Raw genomic sequence first — 19,755 nt, forward strand, 5'->3', positions numbered from 1 at the left:
TTTTTATGCCCGTAGCGTTGGCGGGTTTACACCATCTTCTTCAGGCGGTAAAGCCACTCCAGCGCCTGGCGCGGCGACAGAGAGTCCGGGTCCAGCGCCTCGAGCGCTTCTACCGCCGGTGAGGTTTCTTCATTCAGCAGCGTCATCTGTGTGGCGTCAACGGTTCCGGAGGCGGTATGGCTGGAGATGGCCTCCAGCTCACGCAGCTTCTGGCGTGCGCGTTTGATCACCTCGCGCGGCACACCGGCCAGCGCCGCAACCGCCAGACCATAGCTTTTACTTGCCGCGCCGTCCTGCACGCTATGCATGAAGGCGATGGTGTCGCCATGTTCCAGCGCATCCAGGTGAACGTTAACCACACCTTCCATTTTCTCCGGCAGGGTCGTCAGTTCGAAGTAATGGGTGGCGAACAGCGTCATGGCCTTAATGCGGCTGGCCAGGTTCTCGGCGCAGGCCCAGGCCAGGGAGAGGCCGTCGTAGGTCGACGTGCCGCGACCGATTTCATCCATCAATACCAGGCTGTGCTCGGTGGCGTTATGCAGAATATTGGCGGTCTCGGTCATCTCCACCATAAAGGTAGAGCGGCCGGAGGCCAGATCGTCCGCGGCGCCAACGCGGGTAAAGATACGATCCACCGGGCCGATAACGGCTTTGGCAGCCGGCACGTAGCTGCCGATGTGCGCCATCAGAACGATCAGCGCCGTTTGACGCATATAGGTACTTTTACCGCCCATGTTGGGGCCGGTAATGATCAGCATTCGACGCTGAGGCGACAGCGACAGCGGGTTGGCGATAAACGGCTCGCTCAGCACCTGCTCCACCACCGGGTGTCGGCCTTCGGTAATGCGTACGCCCGGCTGCTCGCTCATGGTCGGGCAGGTATAGTTCAGCGTTTCCGCACGCTCCGTCAGGTTAGCCAGCACGTCCAGTTCAGCCAGCGCAGCGGCACTTTGCTGCAATTCCCCGAGGTGCGGCAGCAGCAAATCGAACAGTTCGTCATACAGGCCTTTCTCGATCGCCAGCGCTTTGCCTTTGGAGGTCAGGACCTTATCTTCATACTCTTTCAGTTCAGGAATAATATAGCGTTCGGCGTTTTTCAGCGTCTGGCGGCGTACGTAGTGGATAGGTACCAGGTGGCTTTGTCCGCGGCTGACCTGGATGTAATAGCCGTGCACGCCGTTGAACCCCACCTTCAGCGTGTCCAGCCCCAGCTTTTCGCGTTCGCGGATCTCCAGCCGGTCGAGATAGTCGCTGGCGCCGTCGGCCAATGCGCGCCACTCATCCAGCTCGCTGTTGTAACCGGGGGCGATGACGCCGCCGTCGCGCACCAGCACAGGCGGGGCTTCAACCACCGCTCGTTCCAGCAGATCCTGCAGTTCATTAAACTGGCCGACTTGCGACAACAGATGTTGCACATGCGGAGTTTCCACACCCTGGAGCAGAGCGTGAATATCCGGCAATTGCTGGAATGCATGGCGCATGCGTGCCAAATCGCGCGGACGGGCAGTACGCAACGCCAGACGCGCCAGTATGCGTTCCAGATCGCCCACCTGCCGCAGCGAAGGCTGCAGATCGGCATACAGATCCTGCAGCGCGCCAATCGCCTGCTGGCGGTTGTTCAGCACCTTGATGTCGCGGGTCGGCATATGCAGCCAACGCTTGAACATACGGCTGCCCATCGCCGTTACGGAGCGATCGAGAATGGCCGCCAACGTATTGTCGCTGCCGCCAGACAGGCTCTGGGTCAGTTCAAGGTTACGACGCGTTGCGGCATCCATGATGATGCCGTCTTGCTGACGCTCCATGGTGATGCCACGGATATGCGGCAATGCCGTGCGCTGAGTATCTTTGACGTACTGCAACAGACAGCCGGCGGCACGCAATGCCTGATGGGCCTGTTCCACGCCAAAACCTGTGAGATCGCGGGTGCCAAATTGCAGGTTAAGCTGCTGGCGTGCGGTTTCGGGTTCAAACTCCCACAATGGACGACGGCGCAGGCCGTGGCGCTTCTCGATAAGCGCCATGTGTTCAAAGGTTTCCGGATAAAGCAGCTCGGCAGGATTGGTGCGCTGCAACTCGGCCGCCATGGTTTCAATGTCTTCCGGTTCGGCGACGCGAAAACGACCGGAGCTGATGTCCAGCGTGGCGTAGCCAAAGCCTCTTGCGTCCTGCCAGATCGCCGCTAGCAGGTTATCCTGGCGCTCCTGCAGCAGCGCCTCGTCGGTAATGGTGCCGGGCGTGACGATACGCACGACTTTGCGCTCGACCGGGCCTTTGCTGGTCGCCGGATCGCCGATTTGTTCGCAAATGGCGACGGACTCGCCGAGCTGAACCAGCTTGGCAAGGTAGTTTTCGATCGCGTGGTGCGGCACGCCGGCCATTGGGATTGGCTCACCTGCCGAAGCGCCGCGTTTGGTCAGCGAAATATCCAGCAGTTGAGAAGCGCGTTTGGCGTCATCGTAGAACAATTCATAGAAATCGCCCATACGGTAGAACAGCAGAATTTCGGGATGCTGCGCTTTAAGGCGCAGGTACTGCTGCATCATCGGCGTATGCGAATCGAGCTTGTCGGTGCTATTCATAAGATTACTGTTTCCAATCCATTGAATTTAAATTTAATTGTGATCTTCATTGTCATCATTAGGTATCACGCCGTTTCACAAAAAATCACTAAATCTGTGGGTTGCGAGCAAAATAGACGATAGCTCATGTAAATCAATCAGTTGGTCTAAAACGGAGCTTATATGACAGGCAAACAGGCTGGCAAATTTTTGTCGCCCGGGTCATCAAGATGATGAGGCTTGCGTGTTACTTGAAGCGCTACGAATAGAGGACCTTTTTCCACCGCTATACTAGCCCAGTGGGCAATCCGCTGTCACAGGTAAAAATTGGAAGCTTTGCGCAAAGTTGGCTTGCAATGAAAGGATGAAGTTACAGGTCAATCTGCCGGTCGGCACCAAAGTTCCATGATTTTTCCCTTCGCTGTTTTACTTTCCCTTTCCGTTGGCGAATGCCTGTTCGCTACAGATTTTCGCATGCTCCCTGTACCGCGCCATAATCAACTATGAACTATTTTATACTGTTACCTTGAAGGCTATAAGACAAAGCCGCCGATAAGGCATATATATAGCATGTGTATTTACAACTTATTGTTTATAGATAATATTTAATGGTTCCCTTCGTTTTTATTTCGTCATGTGTATTTATTTGTTAAGCCGATCACATAATTTTTTTGCCCGAAATGTGAAGAGGGTCAAGCTGTCAGGTCAAGGAGAGACGGTTATGTAGAGCGGTGAATTACTTATCCGCGCCCGCGGCTCCGTATACTGTTCGCAACCAGGGCAACATTCATGGAGTCTTCACAAGGAAAGTGCGTAGGGCAATCGTCATTGCATCTGGCATACAAATGACATGTGGCTTTTTTGATTATCTCAAGGTGCTTGGTATGGAAAAGAAAAAAATCTATCTGTTTTGTTCTGCCGGTATGTCCACCTCTCTGCTGGTTTCAAAAATGAAAGCGCAAGCGGAGAAGTACGAGGTGCCGGTGATTATTGCCGCTTATCCCGAAGCTCTGGCTGCGGAGAAAGGCGCTGAGGCAGATGTGATCCTGCTGGGGCCACAGATTGCCTACACGCTTGCCGAAGTACAGAAACAGTTGCCGCACAAGCCGGTCGAAGTGATCGACTCCGTTTTGTACGGCAAACTCGATGGCCTTGGGGTACTGAAGGCGGCGGTTGCCACAATAAAAAAAGCTAACCAATAAGGGGCGTTGCCGTGAATACGTTAATTGCCTCGTTGGAAAAGGTCATTCTGCCCTTTGCCGTGAAAATTGGTAAGCAACCCCATGTTAATGCCATCAAAAACGGGTTTATCCGGTTAATGCCGCTGACGCTGACCGGTGCGATGTTCGTTCTGATCAACAACGTGTTTCTCAGCTTCGGTGAGGGATCGTTCTTCTTCTCCCTGGGAGTGCGGCTGGATGCATCCACCATTGAAACGCTGAATGGCCTGAAAAGCATCGGCGGCAGCGTGTATAACGGTACCCTGGGGATCATGTCCCTGATGACGCCCTTTTTTATCAGTATGGCGTTAGCTGAGGAAAGAAAGGTTGATCCGCTGGCAGCCGCGTTGTTGGCCGTTGCGGCCTTCATGACCGTAACGCCGTTCAGCGTGGGTGAAGCCTACGCCGTGGGGGCGAACTGGCTGGGGGGCGCCAACATCATTTCCGGTATGGTGATCGGCCTGGTGGTGGCGGAGATGTTTGCCTTTGTGGTGCGCCGCAATTGGGTGATCAGCCTGCCGGACAGTGTACCTTCCTCGGTATCGCGCTCTTTCTCCGCGTTGATCCCCGGCTTTATTATCCTGTCGATTATGGGCGTGCTGGCTTATTGCCTGACGCTGTGGGGCACCAACTTCCACCAAATCATTATGGACAGCATCTCGGCTCCGCTGGCGAAAATGGGCAGTGTGGTGGGGTGGGTGTATGTGATGTTCTCCTCGCTGCTGTGGTTCTTCGGGGTACATGGCTCGATGGCGCTGGCGGCGTTGGACAGTGGCATCATGACGCCATTCGCGCTGGAGAACGTGGAGCTTTACAACAAGTACGGTTCCGTCGAGGCGGCGGTTGCTGCGGGCAAAGAGTTCCACATGTGGGCGAAGCCGTTCGTCGACTCTTACATTTACCTTGGCGGGACCGGCTCGACGCTGGGGCTGATTATCGCCATCTTTATCGCCTCACGCCGCGAAGACTATCGTCAGGTTGCCAAGCTGGCTACCCCGTCGGGCATCTTCCAGATCAATGAACCTATCCTGTTTGGCCTGCCGGTGATTATGAACCCGGTGATGTTTATTCCGTTCATCCTGGTTCAACCGGTATTGACGATTATCACCACGGTGGCCTATTACACCGGGATGATCCCGCCCATCACCAACATTGCGCCCTGGACCATGCCGGTCGGGCTGGGGGCGTTCTTCAACACCAACGGCAGCATCGTCGCCATGTTGCTGAGTTTCTTCAACCTGGGCGTTGCGACCTTGATTTACCTGCCGTTCGTAATGATTTCCAACAAGGCGCAAAGCCAGATCGATCAGGCGACCGAGAGCGAAGAAGATATCGCCAAGGCGCTGAAATTCTAACTGTCGGAATGGGGCAGCGTCTGCTGCCCCGGTTTTAGGGGCGTTTGAATGAAATATCACTTTGCTGACGATTTCTGGTGGGGAAGCGCCACGTCTGCGCCGCAGTCGGAAGGGGCCTCTGCGCGGGATGGCAAGAGCCGGAACATCTTCGATTACTGGCATGAAATCGCCCCCGAACGTTTTCATCATCAGGTGGGTCCCTCCGAGGCGTCCACGTTTTATGACAATTTTCGCGACGATATCCTGCTGTTAAAAACGCTTGGGCATAACACCTTCAGAACGTCCATCTCCTGGTCCCGGCTGATCCCGGAGGGCGATGGCGAAGTGAATCCTAAAGCGGTCGCCTTCTACAATGCGCTGATTGATAGCCTGTTAGCGCAGGGCATCACGCCATTTATCAATCTCTACCATTTCGATATGCCGCTGTGCATGCAGCAGAAAGGCGGCTGGGAAAGCCGGGCTGTGGTCGAAGCCTATGCTCGCTATGCCAAGACTTGCTTCACCCTGTTCGGCGACAGAGTCACCCACTGGTTCACGTTCAATGAGCCGATTGTGCCGGTTGAGGCGGGCTATCTGAACGACCTGCATTATCCGTGCGTGGTCGATTTCAAAAGGGCCGTCGTGGTGGCTTACCACAGCGTTCTGGCGCACGCCAAAGCGGTGAGTCATTTCAGAGCGCTGGGTAACGAGGGCACGATAGGCATTATTTTGAACCTGAGCCCGACCTATCCCCGCTCGACCCGCCAGGAAGATCTCTTGGCGGCCAACTATGCGGATCTGCTGCTGAACAAGAGCTTCCTCGATCCAGTAACAAAAGGGCGTTATCCGCAAGAATTGGTGGATTTGCTGAAAGCCAACGGGCTGCAACCACAGACCGAGCCTGAGGATGCACAGCTGATTGCCGACGGGGTTGTCGATATCCTGGGCGTCAACTATTACCAGCCTCGCAGGGTTAAAGCGAAAGAAGGTTTTCGGACCACCGATAGGGTGACGATGCCGGAAGATCTGTTCAGCTACTATGAGATGCCGGGCCGGAAGATTAACCCGCACCGGGGCTGGGAGATCTACGAAAAAGGGCTGTATGACATTCTGATGGACCTGAAAGAAAACTACGGCAATATTCCCTGCTATATTTCAGAAAATGGCATGGGCGTAGAGGGGGAGGAAGCCTTTATCGGCGCTTCCGGCCGGGTGGAGGATGACTATCGCATTGACTTTATACGCGATCATCTCAAATGGTTGCACCAGGCGCTGGCAGAAGGGTCTCAGTGCAAAGGGTATCACTTATGGACCTTTATTGACTGTTGGTCCTGGCTCAATGCCTATAAGAATCGCTACGGATTAGTCAGGCTGGATAGGGAAAACCAACGGCGCACGCTTAAAAAGAGCGGCTACTGGTTTGCCGAAACGGCCAGACAAAACGGTTTCGACTAATGGGAGCGTATGCGGTGACTGATAATCAGGTTTCGCTGAATGCGAACGACGTTAAGCTGATTCGGGAGCAGGATTTTTTTAACTGCAAAGACTTTCATCTGTTTATCTATAACAAGGTGGAAAGCGCGACCGGGCTGCATCAGCATGACTACTATGAGTTTACCATTGTCCTGAGTGGTAAATGCTATCAGGAGATCAACGGCAAGCGGGTGCTGCTGGAGCGGGGAGACTTTGTTTTTATCCCTATCGGCTCACGTCACCAAAGCTTTTACGAGTTTGGCGCCGCGAAAATTTTCAACGTGGCGGTCGGCAAGGTCTTCTTTGAGGAGCATTACCTGCAGTTTTTACCGCGCTGTTTTGTCGCCTCGCAGGCTTACAGCCTCAAGAACGAGTTTTTGGCCTATATCGAGTCGGTGGTCGGCTCTCCGCAGTTTCGCGAAGATGACTTTGCCGAGTTCCTGGAAACGCTGACTTTTTATATCGTCAGCCGCATCCGGCATTACAAGGAAGAGTGCGGCGAAGGCGATGACATTCCCCAATGGCTGAAGAACACGCTGGCGGGCATGCATGATAAAGCGATGTTTGGCGAAAAGGCGCTGCTGAATATGGTTGAGCTGTCGGGGAAAACGCAGGAATACCTGACCCGGGCGATGCGGCGTTACTACCATAAAACGCCGATGCAGGTGATTAATGAAATCCGCATCAATTTCGCCAAAACGCAGTTGGAGGTGACGAACTATTCCGTGTCGGATATTGCCTTTGATTCAGGTTACGGTGACGTGAGCCTGTTTATTAAAAACTTTAAAAGACTCACCGAAGTCACCCCGGGTAATTACCGAAAAAAGTTCTACGGCCCTATTTAGGGCCGCTCCCGATAAGCATTAACGCCGATATTCCGAATACCTTTCAGGCCACTCATAGCCTGATGAAATAAGTTTCTTTGTAGACGAGAAGGGGACCTGCCGTACCTGACGGACGGCTTTCCCTTGCCAAAAATTTGTTAAATGGATGCCAAATGGAAAAGTTACTGATAGTGAACGCCGACGATTTTGGCCTGAGCAAGGGCCAGAACTACGGCATTATCGAGGCGTTTCACTACGGGGTGGTCTCTTCAACTACCGCCATGGTGAATGGCGAGGATGTGCACCACGCGGCGCAGTTAAACAGGATTTTTCCTGGGCTGCAGGTGGGGCTGCACTTTGTGTTGACTCATGGGCACCCCTTGACCGCCATGCCGTCATTGGTCAATGAGTGGGGGGAATTGGGTAAGTGGCTGTGGGAAAGGGCCGAGTCTGCGATGTTGGATTTGGACGAAATCTACAATGAGCTGGTGGGGCAGTACGACAAGTTTACGGCCGTTTTCGGTAAAGCGCCGACTCATATCGACAGCCACCATCATGCACACATGCTGCCGCAGATCTATCCGTTGGTGGAAGCCTTCGCTCAGTCCAAATCCATTCCGCTGCGCATTGACCGCCAGGCAGTGGAGCGACAAGGCATTCCGTTGCGTTGTGATCGCAGCACCGAGTGGTTTGATTCGGGTTTTTATGGCGAGGCTATATCCGAAGCCCTGTTTTTGCAGGTGCTTGACCGGGCCGACGAACGCGGCGTCGGCTCAGTAGAGTTGATGTGCCACCCGGCATTCCTGGATAAGACCCTATTGGAGAGCAAATACTGCTATCCGCGGCTGGCGGAGGTGGAGGTATTGACCGCGCCAGGCATTAAAAACGCGATTGCGGAGCGCGGTTACCGCCTGGGATCCTTCCTGGATCTGTGATACGCGGATACCGGCTCCAGGCAGGGGCCGATGATTAAAGCATCGAGTGGGCCTTTTTCAACCCCGTATCTTCATCGGGGTCTGCGCCCTGCGGGATGGGCTCCTCCGCTGCCGGCGTTTCGCTGTGTTGATCATCTACCGGATCCGGTGCGGCCTCCGGAGGCGGCATGGTATCGTGGATGATCTGCTCATCGAAGGTTGGGTTCAGTGCCGGGGAAAGCGGTGAACTGGTCAGGCTGTCCGGCAGGGGAATATGCGGTAACGGCGCATCCTGCACAAACTGCGATTCGTCTTCTTTTACCGTACGGCTAAAGGCCACCAACAACACGCCGCAAAGCGAGAAGAACGCATACAGAATGTTGCCGCCCAGAGGCTGAATCAGCGCACCGACCGCCAGTGGCCCGATGCTGGCGCCGACGCCGAATGCCATCAGCAAACAGGCTGCCAACGATACGCGTCGCTCAGGTTCGATCAGATCGTTCGCCAATGCCACGACCAGTGGATACAGCGTGAATTGCAGCATGCTGACGATAAACCCCACCACCAGCAGCACCGGAAAATCAATGTGTGGTACCAGAGCCAGCGGCAGCGCCGCCACGATCAGTAAAATGGCATTGATGCGCATCAACAGCGTACGGTTATAGTGATCTGACAACCAACTGAGCGGGAACTGCGCCACCAGCCCGGCAAAGATGGAGATCGCCATAAACAGGCCGGTTTGTTGGGTAGTTAGCGCCTGCATGCTGGCGTAGACCGGCGCCAGCCCATAGAAAGAGCCGACGACCATGCCGATCACCAGCGTGGTCGCCAGTACCTTGGGAATGGCGCCGATAAAATAGCGCAGTTCCATTGGCGCCGGTGACATATGACGCGCATTGGTGCGGGTGGTGAGGGCGATTGGCACCAGACAGAGTGCAAAACACAGTGCGATCACCAACAACGTGGTGATGCCGAGATTGGTCTGCAGCATCAGAACCACCTGGCCCAGCGACATGCCCAGGTAGGTGGCCGCCATGTAGAAACCGAAAACCCTACCGCGCTGATTGGATTCCGATTGGTCGTTCAGCCAACTCTCCAGCACCATAAACTGGCACATCATGCACAGGCCGATAATCAGGCGCAGCACCACCCAGGCCGGAATGTATTCCGTCAGGCCGTGCCCCAGCACTGCGGCGGTAATGATGCCGGCGCAGGAGACGTAAGCGCGGATATGGCCGACGCGGGCAATCAGGAAATGACCGACTTTACCGCCGATCACCAGGCCGATGTAGTTGGCGGCGATAATCGCGCCGATCAGCGCGCCGGTGACGTGGATTGAGGTTAAGCGCAGGGAGATGTAAGTGGTGAGCAACCCTGAACCCAGCAACATCAGCAGGGTGGTGGTATACAACGGAAAGAAGACGCCTAACGTTTTTTTCACTCTATCATCCTAATCTTTTGTCCTGGTTTGCCTGGGGCCAGCCATGCAGGCAGCATAGACAGACAGCCCTGTGAGATCCCTCATCTGGAAACGCCTCTCGTAACCCGCGCGTTGCATTTGATACTAGCAGTTTGACCCGCGGCTTAACACTGCCTCTCCTGCGAGGCACTGCGCATTTATGTCAACGCGCCGTCGGCCAGGCATTGATAAGTGCTACTATCGGGCGCATATACCTGATTCGCTATGGAGGGGTTATGAGTGAAAATCAACTGCGGGAACTCAGCATTGCCGTAGGGGAAAAACTGAAGGCCAAAGGTCTGTGGATCACCTGTGCGGAATCCTGCACCGGCGGCGGCATCGCCAAAGCCATTACTGACATTGCCGGCAGCTCCGCCTACTTCGATCGTGGGTTTGTCACCTACAGCAATGCGGCGAAACACGAGTTGTTGGGCGTGGCGGAAGCGACTCTTGCCGCCCACGGTGCCGTGAGCGAGGAAGTGGTTCGCGAGATGGCGCAGGGGGCATTACATGCGGCGCAGGCCAGCCTGGCGCTGTCGGTCAGCGGCATTGCCGGCCCGGACGGCGGCAGTGCGGAAAAACCGGTGGGTACCGTATGGTTTGGTTTCGCCGAATGCTCTGGGCAGGTGCTGGCGCACAAGATGCAATTTGCCGGCGATCGTGATGCAGTGCGGCTTCAGGCGACGATCTTCGCGCTGCAAACCGCACTTGACGAATTTTTGTAAAATTAGGCTTGATACTGTATGACCATACAGTATAATTAGCGACATTTCCTGCACAACATACATTCCGTGGCAGTGTGGGGTAACACCGGCATTGCGAAACGAAGGAGCAAAAATGGCTATTGATGAGAACAAGCAAAAGGCGTTAGCTGCGGCACTGGGCCAGATTGAGAAACAGTTCGGCAAAGGCTCCATCATGCGTCTGGGTGAAGACCGTTCTATGGATGTAGAAACGATCTCTACCGGCTCACTGTCACTCGATATCGCACTGGGTGCGGGCGGCCTGCCAATGGGCCGTATCGTTGAAATTTATGGCCCGGAATCCTCCGGTAAAACCACTCTGACGCTGCAGGTTATCGCTGCCGCACAGCGCGAAGGCAAAACTTGCGCATTTATCGATGCCGAGCACGCGCTGGACCCGATTTATGCCAAAAAACTGGGCGTCGATATCGACAACCTGCTGTGTTCCCAGCCGGACACCGGTGAGCAGGCTCTGGAAATTTGTGATGCCTTGACCCGTTCTGGTGCGGTTGACGTGATCATCGTTGACTCCGTAGCGGCGTTGACGCCAAAAGCGGAAATTGAAGGTGAAATCGGTGACTCACACATGGGCCTTGCGGCACGTATGATGAGCCAGGCGATGCGTAAGCTGGCCGGTAACCTGAAAAACGCCAACACGCTGCTGATCTTCATCAACCAGATCCGTATGAAAATCGGTGTCATGTTCGGTAACCCGGAAACCACCACCGGCGGTAACGCACTGAAATTCTATGCCTCCGTTCGTCTGGATATCCGCCGTATCGGTGCGGTTAAAGAAGGCGATGAAGTGGTGGGCAGTGAAACCCGCGTCAAAGTGGTGAAAAACAAAATCGCTGCGCCATTCAAGCAGGCTGAGTTCCAAATTCTGTACGGTGAAGGTATCAACAGCCGTGGTGAACTGGTCGATCTGGGCGTTAAGCACAAGATGATCGAGAAAGCCGGTGCCTGGTACAGTTACAACGGCGATAAAATCGGTCAGGGCAAGGCGAATGCCTGCAACTTCCTGAAAGAAAACCCGGCTGTTGCCGCTGAGTTGGACAAAAAACTGCGCGATCTGCTGCTGCACAGCAACGGTGAACTGGTTACTGCTCCCAATGAAAGCTTCGATGATGGCGAAGCTGAAACCAGCGAAGAGTTTTAATCGCTGTTGAGGTTGGTGCGTGCCGTTTAGGCCGCACCAGCGTCGATTAAATCAGGCTTGAATAATGAATGATTTGCTGAGCCGCGCAATGCGCCTGCTGTCGCAACGCGATCATAGTGAAGCTGAACTGCGCCGCAAACTTGCGGCGCAGCCATTTATGGCGAAAGCCAGATTTGGCTCCAAGACCCCCAGCCCCTCTGCGCCTCCTCCTGAAGAACCCGTAGATCCCGCCGTTATCGAACAGGTTATTGCCTATTGTTACCAGCACAACTGGCTGGACGATCAACGCTTTGCCCGCAGTTATATCGGCAGTCGCAGCCGTAAAGGCTACGGCGCGCAGCGCATTCGCTCGGAACTGATGCAAAAGGGCGTGGATAAAGAGCTGACTCAGACGGCGCTGGCAGACTGTGATATCGACTGGTGTGAACAAGCCAAACTGGTGGCGCAGCGTAAATTTGGCGACGAGCTGCCAACGGACTGGAAAGAGAAAGCCAAGGTGCAGCGTTATCTGCTCTATCGGGGCTTCTTTCAGGAAGAAATTCAGTCAATTTACCGTGATTTTGCGCAATGAGCGCACACGGGGTTTTACTTCCCTCTGAAGAAAATTTATCTTATCCCCACTTTTTGTTCGTGAGCTAGATGCCATCGTCAGGATGTCGCGCTCTTGCTCACGTGTCGTTATTCTAGCCTTTCCGGGAAAATTATGAGCAAGAGCACCGCTGAGATCCGTCAAGCGTTTCTCGATTTCTTTCATAGTAAAGGCCACCAGGTTGTAGCAAGCAGCTCCCTGGTACCTAACAATGATCCGACATTGTTGTTTACCAATGCCGGCATGAACCAATTTAAAGATGTTTTCCTGGGGCTGGACAAGCGTGCCTATTCCCGCGCCACTACCTCACAGCGTTGCGTGCGTGCGGGCGGTAAGCATAACGATCTGGAGAACGTCGGTTATACCGCGCGTCACCATACGTTCTTTGAAATGCTGGGCAACTTCAGCTTCGGCGACTATTTCAAACACGATGCCATCAGTTACGCATGGGAACTGTTGACCGGCGAAAACTGGTTTAACCTGCCGAAAGAAAGGCTGTGGGTGACCGTCTATGAAACCGATGACGAAGCCTTCGACATCTGGCAGAAGCAGATTGGCGTACCGGCGGAACGCATTATCCGTATCGGCGACAACAAGGGTGCGGCCTTCGCGTCCGACAACTTCTGGCAAATGGGCGATACCGGCCCATGCGGCCCGTGCACCGAGATCTTCTACGATCACGGCGATCACATCTGGGGTGGCCCGCCAGGCAGCGCGGAAGAGGATGGCGATCGTTACATCGAGATCTGGAACATCGTTTTCATGCAGTTCAACCGCCAATCTGACGGCACTATGTTGCCTCTGCCAAAGCCTTCGGTAGATACCGGTATGGGCCTGGAACGCATTGCCGCGGTGCTGCAGCATGTGAACTCCAACTATGAAATCGATCTGTTCAGCAAGCTGATTACCGCTGTGGCGAAAGTGACCGGCGCGGTTGATTTGGATAACAAATCCCTGCGTGTTATCGCCGACCATATCCGTTCCTGCGCCTTCCTGGTGTCAGACGGCGTAATGCCGTCAAGCGAAGGCCGCGGCTACGTGCTGCGCCGCATCATCCGTCGCGCTATCCGCCATGGCAACATGCTGGGCGCGAAAGAGAGCTTCTTCTATAAACTGGTTGCGCCGCTGATCGAAGTCATGGGCCCGGCAGCCGACGAATTGAAGCGTCAGCAATCGCTGGTTGAGAAAGTGTTGAAAACCGAAGAAGACCAGTTTGCCCGTACGTTGGAGCGTGGTCTGGCGTTGTTGGATGAAGAGCTGGCCAATCTGCAGGGCGACACCCTGGATGGAGAAGCCGCCTTCCGCCTGTATGACACTTACGGTTTCCCGGTCGATTTAACCGCAGACGTGTGCCGTGAGCGCGGTTTGAAAGTGGATGAAGCCGGCTTCGAACAAGCTATGGAAGCGCAGCGCCGCCGTGCGCGCGAGTCCAGCGGCTTTGGTGCCGACTACAACAGCATGATCCGCGTTGATGGCGCCAGCCAGTTCAGCGGGTATGACCACGAAGAACAGCAGGCTACAGTGACGGCGTTGTTCCGCGACGGCCAGCCGGTGGATGAGATCCACGTGGGTGAAGAAGCTGTGGTGGTACTGGATGAAACGCCATTCTACGGTGAGTCCGGTGGTCAGGTTGGTGACAAAGGCGTGCTGAAAGCCGCCGGCGCGGACTTTGTGGTTAGCGATACGCAGAAATACGGCCAGGCTATCGGGCATCAGGGCAAGTTGTCCCATGGCGTGCTGAAGGTGAAGGATCGCGTCGATGCGCAGATTGATATCGCCCGCCGTAACCGTATTCGTTTGAACCACTCAGCTACCCACCTGCTGCATGCCGCACTGCGTCAGACGCTGGGCGAGCACGTGGCGCAGAAAGGCTCGCTGGTTAACGATAAATATCTGCGTTTCGATTTCTCGCATTTTGAAGCGATGAAACCGGAACAAATCCGCGTTGTGGAAGATTTGGTTAACCAGCAGGTGCGTCGTAACCTGCCGGTGCAAACCGAAGTGATGGCGCTGGACGATGCCAAAGAGAAGGGCGCGATGGCGCTGTTTGGCGAGAAGTACGACGACAGCGTACGTGTACTGACCATGGGTGATTTCTCTACCGAACTGTGTGGCGGTACTCACGCCAGCCGTACCGGTGATATCGGCCTGTTCCGCATTCTGACCGAATCAGGTACCGCAGCGGGTATTCGCCGTATTGAAGCCGTAACCGGCGAGGGCGCGATTGCGACCCTTCATCAGCAAAACGATCTGTTACAGGACGTTGCGCAACTGGTGAAAGGTGACAATAGCAACCTGACGGACAAGGTGCGTGCGGTGCTGGATCGTACTCGCGCACTGGAGAAAGAGCTGCAGCAGTTGAAAGATCAGCAGGCTGCGCAGGAAAGCGCTTCGTTGTCCAGCCAGGCGAAAAAGGTCAATGGCGTGCAGCTGTTGGTCAGCCAGCTTGATAACGTTGAGGCGAAAATGCTGCGGACCATGGTTGACGATCTTAAAAATCAGCTGGGTTCCGCAATTATCGTGCTGGCCACTACGGCTGACGATAAGGTTAGCCTGATTGCCGGCGTGACCAAAGATTTGACCGACCGGGTGAAAGCCGGCGAGTTGATCGGCCACGTAGCGCAGCAGGTTGGCGGCAAAGGGGGTGGGCGCCCCGACATGGCGCAGGCCGGGGGTACTGATGTCAGTGCCCTGCCTGCGGCCTTAAACAGCGTAGAGGCCTGGGTGGCTTCGAAACTGTGAATATAAATAAATAGCACTTATAAACGCCATAACTCATTGCTGATTATGGCGTTTTTAGCCTGTGCTAACACAATTTAGTTACAATTCCGGGAACAAAGTTTTTCAGGTCGGCTAAACTTATTATTATCTGAGGTGAGACCAAGCCTGCTTACACTTATTGTGGGTTAGATGGCTTACGTTTTCGCAGCATATGATGGATAATGACGGGGAAACTGAGAGACCCGACTCTTTTAATCTTTCAAGGAGCAAAGAATGTTAATTCTGACTCGTCGAGTTGGTGAAACCCTCATGATTGGCGATGAGGTCACTGTCACAGTGTTAGGGGTCAAGGGCAACCAGGTTCGTATTGGTGTGAATGCCCCTAAAGAGGTGTCAGTGCACCGCGAAGAAATCTATCAGCGCATTCAGGCAGAGAAGTCTCAACAGACGACCTTCTGATTTCGAAGCAGCGTCTCGTTGCTTGGCGAGACGCTACTGTGCTTTTTTGTGCCCATCATTATCCTTTCCCGCTTTCATCTTCTCATTTCCCGATTGCAGCCATTCGCTTTGTTTGCGGTTTCACCCTGTCTGCCTGTTGATAAAACACTCTTTTTGCCTTGAAATCGCCCATGTTGAGTGTGAATTGCGCAAACGCACGTGAGTTGGGAAAAATTGTTTGACTTAAAAGTCGGAGAAAGTAATATGTGCGCCACGCAGTGCCGATGAGCTTCTCTAAAGCAAGTTAGGCACAATTCGAAAGAAGCGTATGGTGAGGTGGCCGAGAGGCTGAAGGCGCTCCCCTGCTAAGGGAGTATGCGGTCAAAAGCTGCATCCGGGGTTCGAATCCCCGCCTCACCGCCATTTGCATCCATAGCTCAGCTGGATAGAGTACTCGGCTACGAACCGAGCGGTCGGAGGTTCGAATCCTCCTGGATGCACCATATTTTGCAGTATGGTGGGGTAGTAAAACGTACCATACGGTATCAAAAAAGAATTCCTGTGCATCCATAGCTCAGCTGGATAGAGTACTCGGCTACGAACCGAGCGGTCGGAGGTTCGAATCCTCCTGGATGCACCATTCTTTCTGTCAAACTTGTTCTTCAAGCAGACAAAACAAAAACAGTAATGCATCCATAGCTCAGCTGGATAGAGTACTCGGCTACGAACCGAGCGGTCGGAGGTTCGAATCCTCCTGGATGCACCATCTAAGAAAAACCCGCTTCGGCGGGTTTTTCGCTTTTCCGGCTTCGGCAAAATACTTTCCGCACTTCTCTTCTCACCGGACTTTTCCCAGAGCACATTCCGCCATTACGCGATCAGCGACAACCTTCCGGCTTTACGCTAAAGTAGTTTTCTTTCCTCAACGATCATGGAGTAACGATGTACGACCGCTATCAGGGTCTGATCTTCGACATGGACGGCACTATTCTTGATACCGAGCCGACGCACCGCAAAGCGTGGCACGAGGTGCTGGCCCGTTACGGTATGACGTTTGATGAAGCGGCCATGGTGGCGTTGAACGGCTCTCCGAGCTGGCGTATTGCCCAGTCGATTATTACCCGCCATCAGGCCGATCTCGATCCCCATCAACTGGCTGCGGAGAAAACCCGCGCGGTGGAAACGATGCTGTTGGATACCGTGCGGCCCCTGCCGCTGATTGAGGTGGTCAAAGCCTATCAAGGTCGCCGCCCGATGGCTGTAGGTACTGGCAGTGAACATCGCATGGCGGAGTCTTTGTTGCGCCATTTGGGTCTGTTCCACTGTTTTGATGCGATCGTGGGTGCCGATGACGTACTGCGGCACAAGCCTGAACCCGATACTTTCCTGCGTTGTGCCGAGCTGATTGGCGTGTCGCCGGAAAAATGCGTGGTATTTGAAGACGCAGATTTCGGTATTCAGGCGGCGAAAAGCGCCAATATGGCTGTCGTAGATGTCCGCACGCTTTGAGTAGTACGCTGGCGGTCATGTCGCTATTCGGCAGCAGCTTCCTCAGTGCGACGCTGTTGCCGGGAAATTCAGAGATTGTTTTGGTCGCCTTGCTGACTAACAGCCGCGTCTCACCGGAGTTACTGGTGTTGGCCGCGACGTTGGGGAATACGCTCGGCGGGGTGACCAATGTCATTATCGGGCGCTTGTTACCGGCGTTGAAACCGCAGCGGGGGCTGGAGACAGCGCTCGGGTGGATGCAACGCTTCGGCCCGGCTGCGCTGTTGCTCAGCTGGGTGCCGGTAGTGGGCGATTTGTTGTGCGTGTTGGCAGGTTGGCTGCGCATGCCCTGGGGCCCTGTAGCGCTGTTTCTGTGTATCGGAAAGGCGCTGCGTTACATCATTTTGACTATGATAACGTTACAGGGAATGACCTGGTGGCATTAACGAAGTGAATATAACTCAATATTCACTCGGGTGCAGATTCAGTATGCTTACGAGTTATTGTTTTTAGAAGCGGGAGGTCAATTTGATCCCGGACGTATCACAGGCGCTTTCTTGGTTGGAAGCCCATCCCCATGCATTAAAAGGTATTCGTCGCGGCATCGAGCGTGAAACGCTGCGTGTCACCGCGGACGGAAAACTGGCGACAACCGGACATCCGGAGAAGTTGGGGGCGGCATTAACGCACCACTGGATTACCACAGACTTTGCCGAGGCGCTGTTAGAGTTTATTACGCCGGTTGACGATAACCTCGATCACCTGCTGACGTTCCTGCGTGATATCCACCGTCACGTGGCGCGTAATCTGGGTGATGAACGCATGTGGCCGCTCAGCATGCCGTGCTTTATTGAAGCCGAGCAGGACATTGAGCTGGCGCAGTTCGGTTCGTCGAATATTGGCCGCATGAAAACGCTGTACCGTGAAGGATTGAAAAATCGCTACGGTGCACTGATGCAGACCATTTCCGGCGTGCATTACAATTTCTCGCTGCCGTTGGAGTTCTGGCAGGCATGGGCCGGCGTTAAAGATGCAGAAAGCGGCAAAGAGCAGATTTCTGCGGGCTATTTCCGCTTGATCCGCAATTACTACCGTTTTGGCTGGGTGATCCCGTATTTGTTCGGCGCGTCACCGGCGATCTGTTCCTCGTTCCTGAAAGGGCGTGAAACCGCATTGCCGTTCGAGCGTACCGAGCAGGGTATGTGCTATCTGCCGTATGCCACTTCGCTGCGGTTGAGTGACCTGGGCTACACCAATAAATCTCAGAGCAATCTGGGCATTACCTTCAACGATCTGCAGAGTTATGTCGCCGGTCTGAAGCGGGCGATTGTCACGCCTTCCGAAGAGTTCGCCGAATTGGGTGTAAAGGACGGCGATCGTTACCTGCAATTGAACAGTAACGTGCTGCAGATTGAAAATGAACTGTATGCGCCGATCCGGCCGAAGCGTGTGACCAAAAGCGGTGAGACGCCGTCAGATGCGCTGCTGCGCGGCGGTATCGAATACATCGAAGTTCGTTCGCTCGACATCAACCCGTTCTCGCCAATCGGCGTGGATGCGGTGCAGGCGCGTTTCCTGGACCTCTTCCTGGTGTGGTGTGTGCTGGCCGATGCGCCAGAGATGGACAGTGATGAACTGCTTTGCACGCGCAAGAACTGGAATCGTGTGATCCTCGAAGGACGCAAGCCTGGCCAGACCATCGGCATGGGCTGTGATGACAGCCGTAAGCCTTTGGAGAAAGTCGGTAAGGCGTTGTTTGACGATCTGCGACGCGTAGCGGAGGTGCTGGATAGCGAAGCCGGCGATCGGCAGTACCAGCAAGTTTGCGATGAGCTGGTTGCGGCGTTTGACGATCCGGAGCTGACGTTTTCTGCTCGTATCCTGAAAGCGATGAAGGAAGAGGGAACCGGCCAAGTGGGTCTGCAATTGGCTGAAAAGTACCGTCAGATGCTGATGGAAGAGCCGTTGGAAATTCTGACCGAAGCCGATCTGGCGAAGGAACAGGAAGCCTCATGGCAGCGTCAACGCAACATAGAAGCCGGCGATACGCTAAGCTTTGAAGAGTTCCTGAAGCAACACGGCGGGGGCTGAAAAAGAAAAAGGCCACATCAATGTGGCCAAATATGCATCTCTGATGACAGGGATGATGATAACAAATGCGCGTCTTTCACATACTCAGACTCGCTGGGTTGGAAAAGGTTTCCTGGTTAGTTAAAAAAGTTTCGAAATAAATACTCTTTTACGAGGAGGTAACGAAATGCCACTGCTGGATAGCTTCACCGTAGACCATACCCGCATGGCAGCCCCGGCTGTCCGCGTTGCGAAAACCATGAAAACTCCTCATGGCGATACCATCACCGTGTTCGATCTGCGCTTCTGTCGGCCGAACCTGGAAGTGATGCCAGAACGCGGCATTCATACGCTGGAACACCTGTTTGCCGGCTTTATGCGTGATCATCTGAATGGCCAGGGCGTTGAGATTATCGATATCTCCCCGATGGGATGCCGCACCGGTTTCTACATGAGCCTGATCGGCGTGCCGGAAGAGCAGCGCGTTGCCGATGCGTGGAAAGCGGCGATGTCCGACGTGCTGAAAGTGACTGACCAGCGCAAAATTCCTGAGCTGAATGAGTTCCAGTGCGGGACTTATCACATGCACTCTTTGGAAGAAGCGCAGGAAATCGCCAAGCACATTCTCGATCACGACGTGGTAGTGAACCACAACGAAGAACTGGCGCTGCCGAAAGAAAAGCTGCAGGAACTGCATATCTAGTTCACAGACACAGGCTCTAGCGATAAAAAAAGACGCGAGGTTCGCGTCTTTTCTCTTTC

The 19,755-nt window shown here is 54.4% G+C and carries 16 protein-coding genes and 4 tRNA genes; 18 read left to right on the forward strand and 2 right to left on the reverse strand.

Going from position 1 to position 19,755, the window contains the following annotated elements:
- Positions 1 to 26 precede the first annotated feature (26 nt).
- Positions 27 to 2,582, reverse strand: coding sequence for a DNA mismatch repair protein MutS (mutS, locus tag ACUTQW_RS14655; protein ID WP_235196048.1), 2,556 nt, complete (start codon positions 2,580 to 2,582; stop codon positions 27 to 29).
- Between the two features lie 863 nt (positions 2,583 to 3,445).
- Here mutS and ACUTQW_RS14660 point away from each other — a divergent pair.
- The 5 genes from ACUTQW_RS14660 to chbG all read left to right on the forward strand — a co-directional run bounded on the left by ACUTQW_RS14660 (position 3,446) and on the right by chbG (position 8,347).
- Positions 3,446 to 3,763, forward strand: a complete 318-nt coding sequence (locus ACUTQW_RS14660; protein ID WP_006317708.1) for a PTS sugar transporter subunit IIB — start codon at positions 3,446 to 3,448, stop codon at positions 3,761 to 3,763.
- Between the two features lie 11 nt (positions 3,764 to 3,774).
- Positions 3,775 to 5,136, forward strand: a complete 1,362-nt coding sequence (chbC, locus tag ACUTQW_RS14665; RefSeq protein ID WP_013811541.1) for a PTS N,N'-diacetylchitobiose transporter subunit IIC — start codon at positions 3,775 to 3,777, stop codon at positions 5,134 to 5,136.
- Positions 5,137 to 5,184: 48 nt separating this feature from the next.
- Positions 5,185 to 6,570 (forward strand): glycoside hydrolase family 1 protein, encoded by a 1,386-nt coding sequence (locus tag ACUTQW_RS14670; protein ID WP_006323654.1) that lies wholly within the window; start codon positions 5,185 to 5,187, stop codon positions 6,568 to 6,570.
- Positions 6,570 to 7,433 (forward strand): transcriptional regulator ChbR, encoded by an 864-nt coding sequence (gene chbR / locus ACUTQW_RS14675; protein ID WP_064799519.1) that lies wholly within the window; start codon positions 6,570 to 6,572, stop codon positions 7,431 to 7,433. The genes ACUTQW_RS14670 and chbR overlap by 1 nt, the downstream gene beginning before the upstream one ends.
- 152 nt (positions 7,434 to 7,585) lie before the next feature.
- Complete coding sequence (gene chbG, locus ACUTQW_RS14680; RefSeq protein WP_235196049.1) at positions 7,586 to 8,347, forward strand: chitin disaccharide deacetylase; 762 nt, start codon at positions 7,586 to 7,588, stop codon at positions 8,345 to 8,347.
- Positions 8,348 to 8,381: 34 nt separating this feature from the next.
- Here chbG and ACUTQW_RS14685 read toward each other — a convergent pair whose 3' ends face one another.
- Positions 8,382 to 9,767 carry an MFS transporter gene (locus ACUTQW_RS14685; RefSeq protein WP_235196050.1) on the reverse strand — a complete coding sequence of 462 codons (1,386 nt, stop codon included), beginning with the start codon at positions 9,765 to 9,767 and terminating at the stop codon, positions 8,382 to 8,384.
- A 254-nt stretch (positions 9,768 to 10,021) separates the two neighbouring features.
- Between ACUTQW_RS14685 and pncC the strand changes: the two genes are divergently transcribed.
- The 13 genes from pncC to luxS all read left to right on the forward strand — a co-directional run bounded on the left by pncC (position 10,022) and on the right by luxS (position 19,696).
- Positions 10,022 to 10,510: a nicotinamide-nucleotide amidase gene (pncC, locus tag ACUTQW_RS14690; RefSeq protein WP_235196051.1), complete on the forward strand. Its 489-nt coding sequence runs from the start codon at positions 10,022 to 10,024 to the stop codon at positions 10,508 to 10,510.
- 112 nt (positions 10,511 to 10,622) lie between these two features.
- The gene (recA, locus tag ACUTQW_RS14695; protein ID WP_235196052.1) at positions 10,623 to 11,687 is read left to right on the forward strand and encodes a recombinase RecA; all 1,065 of its coding nucleotides are present in this window, start codon (positions 10,623 to 10,625) and stop codon (positions 11,685 to 11,687) included.
- A gap of 64 nt (positions 11,688 to 11,751) precedes the next feature.
- Positions 11,752 to 12,258 (forward strand): recombination regulator RecX, encoded by a 507-nt coding sequence (gene recX, locus ACUTQW_RS14700; protein WP_004950322.1) that lies wholly within the window; start codon positions 11,752 to 11,754, stop codon positions 12,256 to 12,258.
- 132 nt (positions 12,259 to 12,390) lie between these two features.
- Complete coding sequence (gene alaS, locus ACUTQW_RS14705; protein WP_006323669.1) at positions 12,391 to 15,018, forward strand: alanine--tRNA ligase; 2,628 nt, start codon at positions 12,391 to 12,393, stop codon at positions 15,016 to 15,018.
- 252 nt (positions 15,019 to 15,270) lie between these two features.
- Positions 15,271 to 15,456 carry a carbon storage regulator CsrA gene (gene csrA, locus ACUTQW_RS14710; protein WP_004950328.1) on the forward strand — a complete coding sequence of 62 codons (186 nt, stop codon included), beginning with the start codon at positions 15,271 to 15,273 and terminating at the stop codon, positions 15,454 to 15,456.
- A gap of 309 nt (positions 15,457 to 15,765) precedes the next feature.
- Positions 15,766 to 15,858 (forward strand) — tRNA-Ser (locus ACUTQW_RS14715).
- A gap of 3 nt (positions 15,859 to 15,861) precedes the next feature.
- Positions 15,862 to 15,938 (forward strand) — tRNA-Arg (locus tag ACUTQW_RS14720).
- A gap of 60 nt (positions 15,939 to 15,998) precedes the next feature.
- Positions 15,999 to 16,075: transfer RNA gene (locus ACUTQW_RS14725), tRNA-Arg, on the forward strand.
- Between the two features lie 49 nt (positions 16,076 to 16,124).
- A tRNA-Arg gene (locus ACUTQW_RS14730) sits at positions 16,125 to 16,201 on the forward strand.
- A 176-nt stretch (positions 16,202 to 16,377) separates the two neighbouring features.
- Complete coding sequence (gene yqaB / locus ACUTQW_RS14735; RefSeq protein ID WP_037432188.1) at positions 16,378 to 16,944, forward strand: fructose-1-phosphate/6-phosphogluconate phosphatase; 567 nt, start codon at positions 16,378 to 16,380, stop codon at positions 16,942 to 16,944.
- Entirely contained in the window at positions 16,941 to 17,369 is a 429-nt protein-coding gene (locus ACUTQW_RS14740) for a YqaA family protein (protein ID WP_037432190.1), read from the forward strand. The genes yqaB and ACUTQW_RS14740 overlap by 4 nt, the downstream gene beginning before the upstream one ends.
- Positions 17,370 to 17,451: 82 nt before the next feature.
- A complete protein-coding gene (gene gshA, locus ACUTQW_RS14745; RefSeq protein WP_037432191.1) occupies positions 17,452 to 19,014 on the forward strand; it encodes a glutamate--cysteine ligase in 1,563 nt (520 codons plus the stop codon).
- A 166-nt stretch (positions 19,015 to 19,180) separates the two neighbouring features.
- Entirely contained in the window at positions 19,181 to 19,696 is a 516-nt protein-coding gene (gene luxS, locus ACUTQW_RS14750; protein ID WP_004950350.1) for an S-ribosylhomocysteine lyase, read from the forward strand.
- Positions 19,697 to 19,755: the final 59 nt, after the last annotated feature.

This window comes from Serratia sp. TSA_7 (assembly GCF_052692135.1).